Here is a 14,223-nt window from a genome sequence, read left to right on the forward strand (position 1 = left end):
CGGAGGCGTCAGGGGCAATTCTGTGCTCATGATCGAAACCGTCGAGCACGCCATGCGGCCCGACCGAAAACTCACTGACGAGTACATCTGCTTTTCCGAATGCGTCCTTCTATAAAAACCAATTTTTCTTCATGTCATTGCAGTTGATCCTCTGCAAACTCGTCTGGGAGAAACAAGGGTTCGTTCGTCGCGAAGGCGGTGTGGGAACCCCCGCCAACTCCGAGATCGCAGTTCAGAACGATAGACGGAGCCGCCCGATGTCCAAGCTGCTGACCAAATCCTTGATGCTCACGCTGGCGGGCCTGATGCTCGGCTCCACGGCTGCGAGAGCCGACCTGCTGGACGACATCAAGAAGAAGGGCGAGGTCAGCGTGGCGACCGAAGCCCGCTTCCAGCCCTTCGAATATGTCGAGGACGGCAAGATCGTGGGCTATGGCCCAGACATGATGAAGATGGTGTTCGAGAAGTACCTGCCGGGCGTGAAGGTCAAGCAGCTCGATCTGCCCTTCCAGGGCATCCTGCCCGGCCTCGGTGCCAAGAAGTTCGACGTCGTCATCACCGCCGTCACCGTCACCAAGGCGCGCACCGAGCGCTACGCCTTCACCACGCCCATTGCGGAAGCCACGACGGGCCTGCTGAAGAAAGCCGGGGACGACAGCATCAAGGTTCCGGCCGACATCGCCGGCAAGCCCGTGGGCAGCCAGACCGGCGCGGCGCAGCTCCAGGTGCTGAAGGACTTCAATGCCAGCCTTGGCGGCAAGGGTGTGTCCGAGATCAAGGAATATGTCGGCTTCGACGAAGCCTATGCGGATCTCGCCGCCGGGCGCATCAAGGCCGTGGCCCAGTCCGGCGCCAATGTCGCACCGCTGGTGAAGAGCAAGCCGGAGACCTTCGAGTTCATGAAGGAGACGATTGGTCCGAAGACCTATTTCGGCTGGGCGGTGCGCAAGGAAGACGACAGCGCAAGCCTGCTGGCTCTGCTGAACAAGGGGCTGCTGGAACTGAAGGCGAGCGGCAAGATGGCGGAGCTGCAGACCAAGTGGATCGGCTTCACCTACGATCTGCCCGACGAGATCGGCGAGCCCGCGCAGTAAGGCCGGAGATCGCCAGAGCAGGCGTGCGGCAACGTGGATTTCACCGCAGTCATAGCTCAGTTGCCGAGGCTGGTGGCGGGCGCCCAGACGACAGTCTGGCTGTCCGTCGCCGCTCTGGCATGCGGCGCTGTGCTGGGGCTGGTGATGTGCGCAGCACGCCTGTCCGGCAACATCGCGCTGCGCGCAGTGGCCGCCGGGTTCGTGAGCGTCTTCCGCGGCTTGCCGCTTCTCGTGGTCCTGCTGATCCTGTTCTACGTTCCGCCGAATTTCGGCATCGAGACGACGCCGATCACCGCCGCGTTGCTGGGGCTGACCCTCAACACCGCCGGCTACCAGACGGAGATCTACCGCGCCGGCTTCCTCACCTTGCCGCCGGGGCATGCCGAGGCCGCGCGCATGCTGGGATTCAGCAGGCTCCAGATCGCCCGGCACATCTTCCTTCCGCAGATCTTCCGCGTCACCATTCCGGCACTCACCAATGAAGCCGTGGACGTGGTGAAGAGCTCCGGCCTGCTCTCCGTCATTGCGGTGACCGAACTGTTGCGCGTGAGCCAGCAGATCGTTTCCTCGACCTACCGGCCCCTCGAAACCTATCTGGTCTGCGCGGTCTTCTACTTCGTTCTTTCCAGCACGGTATCCTGGACCGGACGCGCGCTCGAACGGCGCATGAGCCTGAAGCCGGCATGATCGACCTGACCGCCCTTGCCGAATTCGCGCCGGCCATCTGGCGGGGTCTCCTCGTGACGGTGGAGATCTGCGCGGTTTCGCTGATGCTGGGGCTCGTCCTCGGCCTCGTGGTCGCACTGCTCGGTCGCCTGCCCTTCCGCCCGCTGCACTGGCTGATCCGCGGCTATGTCGAGATCTGGCGTGGCACGCCGCTGCTCCTGCAGCTCTTCATCCTCTATTACGGCGGCCCCAGCCTTGGCTTCACGCCCAGTGCCTATCTGGCGGGCGTGCTCGGCATGTCCCTCTACACGGGGGCCTACCTGTCGGAAATCTTCCGGGGCGGCTTCGACGCCGTTCCTCCCGGGCAGATCGAGGCCGCGCGCATGCTGGGCTTCACAAGGCTGAAGACCGTCCGCCACATCGAAGTGCCGCAGATGCTGAAGCTCGTCGTGCCGCCCACGACCAACCAGATGATCAGCATCATCAAGGAGTCCGCCGTGCTGTCCGTCATCACCGTGCCGGAACTGACGCTGACCACCACCCGCATCGTCAGCGAGACGTTCAACGTGGTCGAGCCCTATCTGCTGCTGGGCCTCGCCTACTGGTCCATCACCAGCCTCGTGGCGTTCGCCAGCCGGCGCGTGGAACGACGATTGGTGCAGGCATGACCGAACTCATGGAGATCGGCGCGCGCAACGCGGCCATCCAGCTGCGGGGCGTTGGCAAGAGCTTTGGCGCCCACAAGGTGCTGACAGGCATCGACCTCGATATCGGCCGCGGCGAGAGGGTCTGCATCATCGGCCCGTCGGGCTCGGGCAAGAGCACGCTGCTGCGCTGCATGGTGTTCCTCGAAACCTATGACGAGGGCGAGATCCATGTGGAAGGGCGCCTGCTCGGTTATTCGGTCGAGGGCGGCGTCCGGAAAAGAGATGCCGACGTGCAGGTCGCAGCCGTGCGGCGCAATGTCGGCATGGTGTTCCAGCAGTTCAATCTGTGGCCGCACATGACGGCCCTGGGGAATGTTGGCGCCGCCCTGAGGGTGGTGAAAGGCCTGCCGCGCGCGGAGGTCGACCGCATCTCGCGAGAGGCGCTCGCCACCGTCGGCCTCGCCCACAAGGCCGATGACTATCCGCAGCGCCTTTCCGGCGGGCAGCAGCAGCGCGTCGCGATCGCGCGCGCCTTGGCCATGAGCCCTTCCATCCTGCTGTTCGACGAGCCGACCTCCGCACTCGACCCTGAACTTGTCGGCGAGGTGCTGGAGGTCATGCGCAAACTCGCCGGGCAAGGAATGACCATGGTCGTCGTCACGCATGAAATGGGTTTTGCGGCGGAAGTCGCCGACCGCGTCATCTTCATGGATGGCGGCAGGATCATCGAACAGGGGCCGCCCTCGCGCCTGTTCTCCAATCCGCAAAGCCCCCGTCTCGCCCAGTTCCTCGACACCTGGAGATCGCGCAATCACAGCGGCTCCGCATCCTGACCGGACAACCGACATGACCGAGTACAGCACCATTCCCGCCCGCAAGGGCGCCGGCACGCGCCTCCTCTCCGGGCAGTCCGTCATCGTCCGCAACACGCACGGCGAGCAGGTGGTCGACACCTGGGCGTTCAGCACGGAAGACATGACGGAGTTCATGTCCATGGAGCACAGCCGCGCCCGCCTGCTGAAGCTGATCCCGGGCGTGGGCGACAGCCTCGTTACCAACCGGCGCCGACCGATCCTGACGATCACCGAGGACACCTCCGGCGGCGTGCACGACACCCTGATGGCGGCCTGTGACCGCTACCGGTACGAGCAGCTTGGCCATGTCGGCCATCACGACAGCTGCACGGACAATCTCCACGACGCACTGGCCGCCCTTGGGCTGACGCCCCCGGACGTGCCGAGCCCGCTGAACCTGTTCATGAACGTGCCGATCTCCAACGACGGCGCTCTCAGCTTCGCCGCGCCGCCCGCCATGCCCGGCGGCTATGTCACGCTACGCGCGGAGATGGACTGCGTGGTTGTGTTCTCATCCTGCCCGCAGGACATGCTGCCGGTAAATGGCGCCAATTGCGTGCCCACCGACGCGCATTTTCGGGTGGTCGGGTGAGCGGCCCTCTCCACCTCCACATCGAGAACAACCGCGCGCTCGGCCCCGTCTTCGAGGCGACGTCCGACCGTGTGGCGGCGGCGCGGGCGGCGCATCCGGCTTTCGCCGACCTGCACATCACTGTGGGCTATGACGGCGACATCTTCGGCCGCGAGATGCAGACCGCCGACGTGCTGATGGGCTGGCGCTTCGACAAGGACATTGCGGGCCGGGCTCCCAAACTGCGCTGGGTCCATGCGCATGGAGCGGGCGTCAACCACCTGATGCCGCTGGACTGGCTGCCGCGCGGCGCGGTGCTGACCAACAGCCGCGGCGTGCACGGCGAAAAGGCCGACGAATACACGCTGATGGCGCTGCTGATGCTCAACAACCGCCTGCCGGAGAGCGCGACCCATCAGCGAAATGCACGATGGGAGCAGGTTTTCAGCAGCTCCATAATCGGCAAGACGGTGCTCATCATCGGCGTCGGCCATATCGGCGGCGGCGCGGCGAAGTGGGCGCAGGCGCTCGGCATGCATGTCGTCGGCATCCGCCGCAGCGGCGAGCCGCATCCGCATGTGCACGAGATGCACACGCCTGACGCCCTGCGCGGCCTCCTCCACCGTGCCGACTTCGTGCTGATGACCACGCCATCTACTGCCGCAACGCGCCACCTGATCGGACGCGACGAACTCGCGATGATGAAGGATGGCGCCGGGCTGGTAAACTACAGCCGCGCTGACCTGGTCGACTATGAAGCGCTCGGCGAGGAGCTGAAGCGGGGCCGCCTGTCAGCCGTACTCGACGTGTTCGACCCCGAGCCCCTGCCCTCGTCCTCGCCGCTCTGGGGTCTGCCGAACCTCATCATCACTCCGCACTGCTCATCCGATGACGCCGAGCAGTACACGCCCAAGACCCTCGACCTCGTCTTCCGCAATCTGGCGCGGCTGCGTGACGGCGTGCCCCTGCTGAACGTCGTGGACCCCGCACTGCAATACTGACCTTCACGCCCCGGCGAAGCGGCGCCAGCCGCCCGCCCGGGCCGATGCCGCTCAGGTCCGGTTGTGCAGGATGCGGCCGATCAGGTTCAGCAGCACCTGCGCGGCAAGGATGGAGGTGGTGCCGGCGGGGTCATATTCGCGCGCGACCTCAACCAGATCCACGCCCACGACAGTGCCGCGCTTCGTCAGACCATCGAGCAGTTCCAGCACCTCGTAGTACTGAAATCCACCATGGCTCGGCGTGCCGGTGCCCGGCGCGATCGACGGGTCGAAGCCGTCGATGTCGATGGTGAGGTAGTAGCGTTTTCCGGCGGGCACGCGCTCCAGCACGGCCGCGGTGCCGAGCGCCCGGATCTGCCGCACGCTGAGGATGTCCGACCCCATGGCCCGTGCGGCCTCATAACCCTCGCGCGCCGTGGACGACACATTGCGGATGCCGAACTGGGAGAGGCCGGTGACGTAGGGCTTCTCCGCCGCGCGCCGCAGCGGGCTGCCATGGCCGCGCCGCACGCCATGCCGCTCATCCACGAAGTCGAGATGCGCGTCGATCTGGACGATATGGATCGGCTCCTGCTCCGAGAACGCCTCGATGCAGGGGATGTTGATGGAATGATCGCCGCCCAGCACCACCGGGATCGCGCCGGCGGCGAGGATCTTGCGGACGCCCAGTTCGATGTTGGCGTGGCTCCGGTCCGTGTCCGTATGGATCATGTCGGCATCGCCGATGTCCACGATCCGCACCTTGTCCGCTTCGAGATAGGTGACGTCGTCCTCGTGGTCGTAGGCACCGCCGTGGCCGAACGCAAACAGGGTGGAGGCTTCCCGGATCGCACGAGGGCCGGATCGCGCGCCGGAGCGCCATTGCGTGCCAAGGTCGAACGGCGCCCCGAGCACCGCCACATCCGCGTCTATGGCGTCCCAATCGAGGCAGATGGGATATTTGCCGAAGCTGCAGATGCCGACAAAGGGCAGGTTCAGCCGGCCGCTGTCATAAAGGTTGCTCAAGACAGGGATCCTGCGAGGAGTGCCGGCTGTGCGGCGGAGAGGCGGCGGTGAAACCCGTCGGCGATGACGCACAGCAGCTCGAACATGATGGTGGCGCCTGTCAGCGCCGTGAGGTTGCCGAGGTCGAAGGGCGGCGAGACCTCCACGAGATCGGACCCCGCCACGTTCACGCCGGCGAGGGCGCGCACCATCTGCTGGGCCTCGCGCGTGGTCACGCCGCCGATCTCAGGCGTGCCGGTGCCGGGCGCAAAGCTGGGATCGATGACGTCGATGTCGAAGCTCACATAGGTCGGCTGCGAACTGACGATCTCGCGCGCCTCGGCCATGACATCCTCGATGCCGCGGGCAGCGAGCTCCTCGATGAAGACGAGGCGAACGCCCTCGGCCCGCGCGTAATCGTAGTTCGCCGCATCCGAGATGGAGCCGCGAAGGCCGATCTGGATCACGCGCTTCGGATCGAGCAGGCCTTCCTCGATGGCGCGACGGAAGGGCGTGCCGTGATTGTAGCGGCTGGTGCCGAAGAAGCTGTCGTAGGTGTCGGAATGGGCGTCGAAGTGGATCATGCCCAGCGGAGCATCCGAGGCGATGCCGCGCAGGATGGGCAGGGAGATCAGATGGTCGCCACCCGCCGTCAGCGGGATCGCACCGCCGGCCTTCACCTCGCTGTAGAACGCCGTGATGCGGTCGAGGCTTTCCTCGAGCTCGACCGGATTGACCGGCACGTCGCCGCAATCCGCCGCCCGTAGCAGGTCGAAAGGCGAGACGCCGGTCACATGATGCACCCGTCGCACCATGCTGGACTGGTTGCGGATTTCACGCGGACCGTGGCGCGCACCGGGACGATTAGTGGTACCGCCATCGTAAGGCACGCCGATCAGGGCGACATCCACGTCCTGCGGCCGCGCGACCGGCAAGCGCATGAAGGTGGGCACGCCGGCAAAGCGCGGCACCACGCCGGAATCGAGCGGCTGGTAGAGGTCCTGCACCATGGTCAGATCCCGAATTCCTTCCGGACGGCCGCGGTGATCAGTCCGACATGATCGTCCATCAGCCACTGTCCCTTCTCTGCCGACGAACCTTCGGCGCGCGCGAGAACGCCGGAGGCCGGCACAAAGCCATCGGGCAGCGGATAGCGGTCATAGGTCGGGAACACTGCCGGGCCGTCATCCGGCACCTTGGACATGTCCACGCATTCCGGCCGCAGCAGCAGCATCAGCGAGGTTTCCAGCAGGCTGGCGTGCTCCAGTTCCGTGCCTGGGAAACCTTCGGGGAACAGCCGGTCCAGGGTCTCGCGCCGCACGAAATCCCAGTATTCGAGACGCATGACCTGCATGTCGGTGATGCCGTCGCGGCGCAGTTCGCGCAGGCCGAGATCGACGCCCTCGGCGCCCGGCCACGAGTTCTCGAAATGGCCGTTGACCACGACGAGGCGGCGCACGCCGTCGTGGCCGAGAGCCCGGATGACATCGCGCACCACGAGCGAGAAGGTGTTGGCGTCCAGGCTAAGGGTGCCGGGGAACTGCTCGCCGCCGCCGGAGCGCGGGTGAGACTTGTAGCCATAGGGGATGCAGGGCGCGACGAGGCCGCCGACATTGCGGGCCACGCGCTCACAGACGCCGGTCGGCAGCACGACATCCACGTTCAGCGCCATATGCGGGCCATGCTGCTCGGTGGTGCCGAGCGGCAGGAACACCGTGGCGCCGGCGGCGACCTTTTCCTTGAATTCCGGCCAGGTCTGCTCGGCCACCATCACGCTGTCGAACATGTTGTTTTCCTCAGTGCATGCCGGCGCCGCCGTCGACGCTCAGGCATTGTCCGGTTGTGAAGCTGGCAGCCGGCGAGGCCAGGAAGACGATGGCCGCGGCCACCTCTTCTGGGCGGCCGATGCGGCCCATCGGGTTGTTCGTCTCGAGCGCCTTCTGCGCGTCCGTCATGCGGTCGTAGCCCAGCAGCGGGGTATCGACGGGGCCGGGCGCTACGGCATTCACGAGCACGTCCGGGGCCAGTTCCCGCGCCCAGGAACGGGTCAGCGACAGGATGGCCCCCTTGGTGGAGCAATAGCCGGACGCGGTCTGCCGTCCGAGATAGGCCAGTTCAGATGCCACATTGATGATGCGGCCGCCCGGTCCCATCGCCTTAAGCGCCTCGCGCGCCACGAGGATCGCACCGCGCAGGTTGACGGCGTACATGCGGTCCACATCCGCGATGTCGATCTCGCGCAGCGGCGCGTCGATCTCGATGCCGGCACAGTTCACCAGCACGTCGAGCCCGCCCAGCATCTCCGCCGCGCGCGCCACGCCTTGCACGACCTGCGGCTCCTGCGTGAGGTCGACCACCACCCATTTCGCGTCATCACCGGAAGCCAGCCGGTCGAGGCCGACAGCCTCCGCGCCAGCCTCGCGCATGGCTGCGAGCGTGGCACGGCCGATGCCGCTGGCAGCGCCGGTCACCAGCACCCGTTTCCCGGTCAGCGTCATCCCCACGGCACTTCTCCACGGTCGGCGCCAAGGCTCTGGCCGGTGACGTTGGCGGCGAGGTCCGAGGCAAGGAACAGATACGGGCCCGCCACATCCGGCGGCTCCATGAGGCCGGGCAGCGCCTGCACGCCGGTGATCTCCGCGAGCAGATCACCCTCGGGCCGGCCGGTGCGTTCCGCCATGCGACCAAGCGAGCGCATGCTGGCCACGGTGCGCACCCAGCCGGGACACACCGCGTTGACGCGTATGCCGCGCGGGCCGAGTTCCTTGGCCCAGGTCTTGGTGAGGCCGATGACCGCGTGCTTCGAGGCCACATAAGCCCCGAACAGCGGCTCCGCGACGCGGCCCCACACCGAGGCGGTGTTGACGATGGCCCCGCCGTCCACGAGTTGCGGCAGTGCAGCGCGGGTGACGAGGAAGGTGCCGACCACGTTGATCTCCACGACGCGGCGGAAATTGCCCTCGTTCTGGTCCGAGCCGTCGTCGAGCGGCGTGATCAATTCCAACCCGGCATTGTTGATGAGCACGTCGAGAGGACCGGCCTTCGCCAGCATGTCCGCGATCTCCTCGCCGCGGGTGATGTCCACGCGATGGCCGGGCACGCCCAGCCGCTCGGCGGCCGCCGCCAGATCCTCGCCCTCAGCGGCGATCTGCACCGCGGCGCCCGCCTGCAGGAAGGCCTCGGCTATGCCGAACCCGATGCCGCGGCTCGCACCCGTGATGAGGACGCGCTTGTCCTTCAGGCTGGCAATGCTCATTCCTCGTCGCCTCCGGCCTGCCGCAGAAGGCGCAGGATTTCATTGCGCAACGCGAAGAACTCCGCCCCGTCACGCAATTCGAGCGGGCGGTCCGCGCCGAGGCGCGACGTGACGTCGATCTCGGCCAGCAGCCGTGCCGGTCGCTTCGAGAACACGATGACGCGGTCAGCCAGGAACACCGCCTCCTCCACGTCATGCGTCACGAACACCACGGTCTTGGCGTCGCGGCGCTGGATGGCTCGCAGCTCCACCTGAAGCTTCTCGCGCCTCTGCGCATCGAGCGCGCCGAACGGCTCGTCCATCAGCAGCACGTCGGAGCCGGCAGCCAGCGTGCGGGCAATCGCCACCCGCTGGCGCATGCCGCCGGACACCCGGTTGGGGTAGGTATGGATGAATTCGTAGAGCCCCACGAGATCGAGGTAATGGTCGCGGCGCGCCAGCTTCTCGTCCTCCGAGAGGTCGTCGCGGTAGCGCATGCCGAACTCCACGTTCTGGCCCACGGTCAGCCATGGGAACGAGGAATAGGACTGGAACACCATGCCGCGCCGGCGGTCCGGCGCGCCCACCCGTTGCCCCTCCAGCAGGATGTCGCCGCCCGAGGGCTGGTCGAGCCCGCCGATCATGCGCATCAGGGTGGTCTTGCCGCAGCCGGAGGGTCCGAGGAACACCACGAACTCGTTACGGGCCACGTCGAGGTTGAAGCTTGGAGCCACCACCTCCACGCCGCCGAAGCTCTTCGTGACGCCCGAAAACTGAAGATAGCCGCTCATGCCCGCCTCACAGGTAGCGGAAGGCGCGGCGGTGCAGCGCCCGCAGCAACTGGTCGGTGAGGAGGCCGATCAGGCCGATGACCACCACGCCGGCCATGACCTCCGGCGTCTTCATGTAGCGGCGCGCCGTCCAGATCACGAAGCCGATGCCGCTGTCCGCCGCCACGATCTCGGCGATGATGAGATAGGTCCAGCACCAGCCGAGCGTGATGCGCAGATTGTCGACGAGGTTCGGCAGCATGGCGCGGAAGGCTACATCCTTGAGGGCCTGCGCCGGCTTCGCTCCCAGCGTGGAAGCGATCTCGAAATATTCCTGCGGTACGCGGCGCATATCGTCCGAGACCAGCAGGACCAGCTGGAAGAAGGTGCCGAGCCAGAGCAGGTAGATCTTGGTGCTCTCGCCTACGCCGAACCAGATGATGGACAGCGGCACCAAGGCCGGCACCGGCAGGTAGCGGATGAAGTCGATGATCGGCTCCACCGCCGCGCCGAACGCGCGGTAGCTCGACATCAGGATGCCGATCGGCACCGCCATGACGGCCGCGACGGCGAACGCCGTCCAGACCCGCATGGTCGAAATGCCTGCGTGCCAGAGCAGGTTCTGCTGCGTCAGCATGCGCCAGAGCGCGGCAAGGACGGTGCTGGGCGCGGGGAAGAAGACCGGGTTGGTCAATCCCGTCCGCGCCGCGCCTTCCCAGATCAGCAAGACGGCAAGGCTGCCGGCCAGCGCCAGCGCCGTTTCCGTGCGCCGCGGCAAGGCGCGCCGGAAGGTCCACAGTCCGGCACCTCCACGCCTGCGGACGGTCGGCGGGGCTTCGCCCGTCGCCGGCGCTTCAGCCATGCGCCCCGCAACCTCGGCCATGGTCACTCCGCCACGCCTTCCATTGCGGTCGTGTCGATCTGCGAGGCAGCGTCCAGCTTCGTATCGGCGGCGTCGAGTTCGAGGTTGAGCGCCATCACGGTGTCGAAGATGCCGATCAGCGTGCCGGGCTTTTCCTTGGTTCCGATGAGGGCCTTGGATTCGGCGCGGTCGGTGTAGCCGAGGCTGGTGTCGAGGATCTCCTTCACCTCGGCGTCCGACAGATTGTAGTGCGGGGCGGCAAGCTTGATGAACTCGGCCGGATTGCTCTTGTAGAGGTCCACGGCCTTGTAGATGCCGGTCAGGAAGTTCGAATACTTCTTCGGGTTGGCCTTCAGGTCATCCTGCCGGGCGGTGATGACGTCGACGATGATGTCGCTGTCCTTGGACGAGACCAGCACCTTGCCCTTGCGGTTCGGAATGGCGGTGATGGCCTGCGACAGGAACGGCTCATAGGTGCCGACCGCCGCGACAGAGCTGTCGGCGAACACCGCCACTGTGTCCGCGGTCGCGATTTCCTTGACCTGCAGGTCCTTCAGAGAGAGCCCCGCCTTCTTGAGCTCCATCTGCAGCAGGAGGCGCGCCGGGATGTTGGGCTCCACGGCGATGGTCTTGCCCTTGAGATCCGCCACCGAAGCGATGGATCCGTCCGCCACAACGCCGTCGCCGCCGACGGACTTGTCGATGGTGCCGATGATGATGCCGGGGGTGGAGGCATCGCGCGGGCGGCCCTGATGCTCTCCGACCGTGCGCATATCGGCCTCGATATCGCCGCGCGCATAGGCGGCCATCACATTGGCGCGGTCGTCCTCGAAGCGCAGATCGACTTCAAGGCCGAGTTCCTTGAAGTATCCCTTGTCCATGGCAACGAAAACCGGTGCGAAGCCGGGCCAGGTGGGTGACAGGACGCGGATCTTGTCGGCGGCAAGAGCCGGCGCGGAGATCGCGCACAGTGCAATGGAGGCGGCAAACAGGGTGGTGCTGAAGCGTGACATCGTAGGCCCTCCGGAGGACGGAGCCATTCTTGGCCAGCTTCACTTCAGTTAGAATTCATTTTAAGTGAAGCGTGCATCAGGAAACCCGGAAGTTTTGGTCAAGTATGCGCCGCCTCGACAATATTGACCTCCGCCTCCTGCGCATCTTCGTCGCCCTTGCCGACGCCGGCGGCTTCAACGATGCACAGATCCAGCTCAATCTCTCGCAATCCGCGCTGAGCACCCACCTCGCCGCGCTGGAGCGCAAGCTGGGCGGCACGCTGTGCGAGCGCGGGCGGCGCGGCTTCCGTCTGACGGAGTTCGGGCAGGCGACCTACACGGCCGCCCGGCAATTGTTCGCCGATATCGAAGCCTTCGATGCGCGGCTCGGCCGGGGAAAAGAGCGCCTGACCGGCCGGCTTCGGATTGCCATCGTGGACGGAGTGGTCTCGAGCCCCGATCTGAGCCTGCATGGCGCACTTGGCCGCTACCGCAGGCAGGCGCCCGACGTGTTCCTCGATCTCACCCTGGCGACGCCCCAGGATCTGGAGCGACTTGTCAGCGATGGCGCGCGCGACATCGGCATCGGCCCCATGTCACAGAAGGCGCCGGGCCTGACCTATGTGCCGTTCGTGCGGGAGCCGCACACCCTCTATTGCGGCAGCGGTCATCCCCTCTTCTCCCAACGTGACGAGGAAATCGACCGCGACGCGGTGGAACAGGCGGCCTTCAGCGTCCGCGGCTATCTTCATTTCGACGACATCTACCGCGCCAATCACCCGCGACCCTCGGCCACCGTCATGCACATGGAAGCGCAGGTGATGATGATCCTCTCGGGGACGCTCATCGGCTTCCTTCCCCGCCACATCGGCGACGAGTGGGCACAACGCGGCCTGATGCGCGCCGTCCGGCCCGACATCTACAGCTTCACGTCCCAGCACTTCATCACATACAGGACGTCCGACTCCGCCCGGCCGGTCGTGCAGGAACTGGTGCAGCACCTGCGCAAGCCCGGCGAGACATCCCCGGCTTCCTGATCACCCCAGGTCCGACGCCCAGCGCGTGAAGCCGAGATCGTGGCCGTAGCACCGCTTGATGATCTCGGTGAATGCCGGCTCGAACTGTGCGTTCGCGGCCTCGACGCCACTGTGATATTCGAGAAATTCCGGCATCGCGGCGCGGAGCTCGGCCAGCAGCGCCTTCTCGTCGACCTTGGTGAGCCGGCCGTCCTCGACCACGATCTCGCCGTTGACGATGACCTTCTCGATGGACGACCCGTTCTCGCAATAGACGAGGTGATTGCGGATGTCGTTGAGCGGCGTGAAGCTCACCGTTTCCATGTCGAGGATCAGGAGGTCGGCCCGCTTGCCGGGCTCGATGGAACCGATCTGGTCCTGGATCAGGGCCGTGCGGGCACCTCCCAGCGTGCAGGCGTGCAGCACTTCGGAGGCCGTCAGCCAGCGCGACCAGTCCGGATTGTTGACGTTGTGCATCAGGCCGGCGGTGTGCATCACGTCGAACATGCGCGGCGTGTCGTTGGTGGAGATGCCGTCCGAGCCAAGACCGACATGTACCCCGGCCTGCAGCAGCTTGCGGATCGGCGCTGTGCCCGCGCCGAGTTTCTGGTTGGAAATGGCGTTGTGCGCCACCGAGACGCCAGCGCGGCCCATCAGTTCGATGTCGGCATCCGTCACCCAGATGGAGTGTGCGATGGTGGTCCACGGGTTCAGAAGGCCCAGATCGTTCATGTAGGCCATCAGCGTCTTGCCATACATCACCGGTCCGGTGACGCCCTGCACCTTGGTCTCGACGATATGGGTGTGGAACGGCACGCCCCAATCCTTCGCGAGGTCGTTGGCCGCCAGCATCAGTTCCGGCGTGCAGCGCTGGGGCGCGGATGGCGCCAGCATGAAGCGGATGCGGCCCGAGCGTCCGTGGAAGCGGCTGTGCGCGTCCTTCACGAAGGACAGGTAATCGCTGATGCTGACCGGAGGCATCTTCGCGACCTCCTCCTGCAGGTGCTGCGGCACGTGCTCGCGGCTAAAGGGGATGGTGTCGAGGAAGTTCTTGTCCACGACATGGGCGGAGACGGTGGCGCGGATGCCGGCATCGTCATAGGCGTCCACGGCGGCGCCCAGCAGGTGCATCTCCTGACGCGGGCTCTCGTAGAGATCGTCGGTGATGCAGGTTACGCCCGTCTTCAGCGATTCCATCGCCACCAGCATGCTGCGCAGATAGACGAGCCGTGGCGGCAGGGGCTTCGCGGCGAGGATGGGATAGGCGTAGAGCATCCACACCTCGAGAGGCATGCTGTCGTAGCGCCCCTTGAACAGGGCCTCGTTGGTGTGGAGGTGCGAGTTCATCAGGCCGGGCATGACCAGCTTGCCCGTGCCGTCTATGACCTTCGCGCCTTCCGGTGCCTCGAGGTTCGGGCCGACGGCGGCGATGCTGTCGCCCTGGATGTGCACGTCGCCGGTGAAAGGCTCGAAGCCGTGCGCCCCGCCGATCGCGAGGATCGTCGCGCCCTTGATGAACATGTCCATGTCT

The 14,223-nt window shown here is 66.0% G+C and carries 16 protein-coding genes; 7 read left to right on the forward strand and 9 right to left on the reverse strand.

Annotated features, from left to right (window positions below):
* Positions 1-257: 257 nt before the first annotated feature.
* Genes SCD90_RS02110 through SCD90_RS02135 form a run of 6 tightly spaced genes read left to right on the forward strand, consistent with a single transcriptional unit; the run spans position 258 to position 4,833 of the window.
* Positions 258-1,094, forward strand: coding sequence for a transporter substrate-binding domain-containing protein (locus SCD90_RS02110; RefSeq protein WP_319842963.1), 837 nt, complete (start codon positions 258-260; stop codon positions 1,092-1,094).
* 33 nt (positions 1,095-1,127) lie between these two features.
* Positions 1,128-1,781 (forward strand): amino acid ABC transporter permease, encoded by a 654-nt coding sequence (locus tag SCD90_RS02115; RefSeq protein WP_319842964.1) that lies wholly within the window; start codon positions 1,128-1,130, stop codon positions 1,779-1,781.
* Complete coding sequence (locus SCD90_RS02120; protein ID WP_319842965.1) at positions 1,778-2,428, forward strand: amino acid ABC transporter permease; 651 nt, start codon at positions 1,778-1,780, stop codon at positions 2,426-2,428. The genes SCD90_RS02115 and SCD90_RS02120 overlap by 4 nt, the downstream gene beginning before the upstream one ends.
* Positions 2,425-3,240 carry an amino acid ABC transporter ATP-binding protein gene (locus SCD90_RS02125; protein WP_319842966.1) on the forward strand — a complete coding sequence of 272 codons (816 nt, stop codon included), beginning with the start codon at positions 2,425-2,427 and terminating at the stop codon, positions 3,238-3,240. The genes SCD90_RS02120 and SCD90_RS02125 overlap by 4 nt, the downstream gene beginning before the upstream one ends.
* A 13-nt stretch (positions 3,241-3,253) precedes the next feature.
* Entirely contained in the window at positions 3,254-3,853 is a 600-nt protein-coding gene (locus SCD90_RS02130; protein WP_319842968.1) for an urea carboxylase-associated family protein, read from the forward strand.
* The gene (locus tag SCD90_RS02135) at positions 3,850-4,833 is read left to right on the forward strand and encodes a D-2-hydroxyacid dehydrogenase (protein ID WP_319842969.1); all 984 of its coding nucleotides are present in this window, start codon (positions 3,850-3,852) and stop codon (positions 4,831-4,833) included. Before SCD90_RS02130 ends, SCD90_RS02135 begins: the two co-directional genes overlap by 4 nt.
* Before the next feature lie 51 nt (positions 4,834-4,884).
* Here SCD90_RS02135 and speB (SCD90_RS02140) read toward each other — a convergent pair whose 3' ends face one another.
* The 8 genes from speB (SCD90_RS02140) to SCD90_RS02175 are packed head-to-tail and all read right to left on the reverse strand — an operon-like array spanning position 4,885 to position 11,697.
* A complete protein-coding gene (speB, locus tag SCD90_RS02140; protein WP_319842970.1) occupies positions 4,885-5,838 on the reverse strand; it encodes an agmatinase in 954 nt (317 codons plus the stop codon).
* Entirely contained in the window at positions 5,835-6,827 is a 993-nt protein-coding gene (gene speB / locus SCD90_RS02145; RefSeq protein WP_319842971.1) for an agmatinase, read from the reverse strand. The genes speB (SCD90_RS02140) and speB (SCD90_RS02145) overlap by 4 nt, the downstream gene beginning before the upstream one ends.
* A gap of 2 nt (positions 6,828-6,829) precedes the next feature.
* A complete protein-coding gene (locus SCD90_RS02150) occupies positions 6,830-7,603 on the reverse strand; it encodes a creatininase (protein ID WP_319842972.1) in 774 nt (257 codons plus the stop codon).
* A gap of 10 nt (positions 7,604-7,613) precedes the next feature.
* The gene (locus SCD90_RS02155) at positions 7,614-8,315 is read right to left on the reverse strand and encodes an SDR family NAD(P)-dependent oxidoreductase (protein WP_319843226.1); all 702 of its coding nucleotides are present in this window, start codon (positions 8,313-8,315) and stop codon (positions 7,614-7,616) included.
* The gene (locus tag SCD90_RS02160; protein WP_319842973.1) at positions 8,312-9,073 is read right to left on the reverse strand and encodes an SDR family NAD(P)-dependent oxidoreductase; all 762 of its coding nucleotides are present in this window, start codon (positions 9,071-9,073) and stop codon (positions 8,312-8,314) included. The genes SCD90_RS02155 and SCD90_RS02160 overlap by 4 nt, the downstream gene beginning before the upstream one ends.
* Positions 9,070-9,843, reverse strand: coding sequence for an ABC transporter ATP-binding protein (locus tag SCD90_RS02165; protein ID WP_319842974.1), 774 nt, complete (start codon positions 9,841-9,843; stop codon positions 9,070-9,072). The genes SCD90_RS02160 and SCD90_RS02165 overlap by 4 nt, the downstream gene beginning before the upstream one ends.
* 7 nt (positions 9,844-9,850) lie before the next feature.
* The gene (locus SCD90_RS02170; RefSeq protein WP_319842975.1) at positions 9,851-10,705 is read right to left on the reverse strand and encodes an ABC transporter permease; all 855 of its coding nucleotides are present in this window, start codon (positions 10,703-10,705) and stop codon (positions 9,851-9,853) included.
* 2 nt (positions 10,706-10,707) lie between these two features.
* Positions 10,708-11,697, reverse strand: coding sequence for an ABC transporter substrate-binding protein (locus SCD90_RS02175; RefSeq protein ID WP_319842976.1), 990 nt, complete (start codon positions 11,695-11,697; stop codon positions 10,708-10,710).
* A 104-nt stretch (positions 11,698-11,801) separates the two neighbouring features.
* Here SCD90_RS02175 and SCD90_RS02180 point away from each other — a divergent pair, with 104 nt between their 5' ends.
* On the forward strand, positions 11,802-12,713 hold the full coding sequence (locus tag SCD90_RS02180) for a LysR family transcriptional regulator (protein ID WP_319842977.1): 912 nt from the start codon (positions 11,802-11,804) through the stop codon (positions 12,711-12,713).
* Here SCD90_RS02180 and SCD90_RS02185 read toward each other — a convergent pair whose 3' ends face one another.
* Complete coding sequence (locus SCD90_RS02185) at positions 12,714-14,219, reverse strand: amidohydrolase family protein (RefSeq protein ID WP_319842978.1); 1,506 nt, start codon at positions 14,217-14,219, stop codon at positions 12,714-12,716. It lies immediately after the preceding gene.
* Between the last annotated feature and the right edge of the window lie 4 nt (positions 14,220-14,223).

The organism is Terrihabitans rhizophilus, assembly GCF_033898525.1.
In the GTDB taxonomy this organism is placed as follows: Bacteria; Pseudomonadota; Alphaproteobacteria; order Rhizobiales; family Methylopilaceae; genus Flaviflagellibacter; species Flaviflagellibacter rhizophilus.

Bases quoted from the DNA above. Each gene is read 5' to 3' on its own strand.
- SCD90_RS02110 (WP_319842963.1), top strand. From the start codon at position 258: ATGTCCAAGCTGCTGACCAAATCCTTGATGCTCACGCTGGCGGGCCTG.
- SCD90_RS02120 (WP_319842965.1), top strand. From the start codon at position 1,778: ATGATCGACCTGACCGCCCTTGCCGAATTCGCGCCGGCCATCTGGCGG.
- SCD90_RS02125 (WP_319842966.1), top strand. From the start codon at position 2,425: ATGACCGAACTCATGGAGATCGGCGCGCGCAACGCGGCCATCCAGCTG.
- SCD90_RS02130 (WP_319842968.1), top strand. From the start codon at position 3,254: ATGACCGAGTACAGCACCATTCCCGCCCGCAAGGGCGCCGGCACGCGC.
- speB (WP_319842971.1), bottom strand. From the start codon at position 6,827: ATGGTGCAGGACCTCTACCAGCCGCTCGATTCCGGCGTGGTGCCGCGC.
- SCD90_RS02150 (WP_319842972.1), bottom strand. From the start codon at position 7,603: ATGTTCGACAGCGTGATGGTGGCCGAGCAGACCTGGCCGGAATTCAAG.
- SCD90_RS02155 (WP_319843226.1), bottom strand. From the start codon at position 8,315: ATGACGCTGACCGGGAAACGGGTGCTGGTGACCGGCGCTGCCAGCGGC.
- SCD90_RS02160 (WP_319842973.1), bottom strand. From the start codon at position 9,073: ATGAGCATTGCCAGCCTGAAGGACAAGCGCGTCCTCATCACGGGTGCG.
- SCD90_RS02165 (WP_319842974.1), bottom strand. From the start codon at position 9,843: ATGAGCGGCTATCTTCAGTTTTCGGGCGTCACGAAGAGCTTCGGCGGC.
- SCD90_RS02170 (WP_319842975.1), bottom strand. From the start codon at position 10,705: ATGGCCGAGGTTGCGGGGCGCATGGCTGAAGCGCCGGCGACGGGCGAA.
- SCD90_RS02175 (WP_319842976.1), bottom strand. From the start codon at position 11,697: ATGTCACGCTTCAGCACCACCCTGTTTGCCGCCTCCATTGCACTGTGC.
- SCD90_RS02180 (WP_319842977.1), top strand. From the start codon at position 11,802: ATGCGCCGCCTCGACAATATTGACCTCCGCCTCCTGCGCATCTTCGTC.
- SCD90_RS02185 (WP_319842978.1), bottom strand. From the start codon at position 14,219: ATGGACATGTTCATCAAGGGCGCGACGATCCTCGCGATCGGCGGGGCG.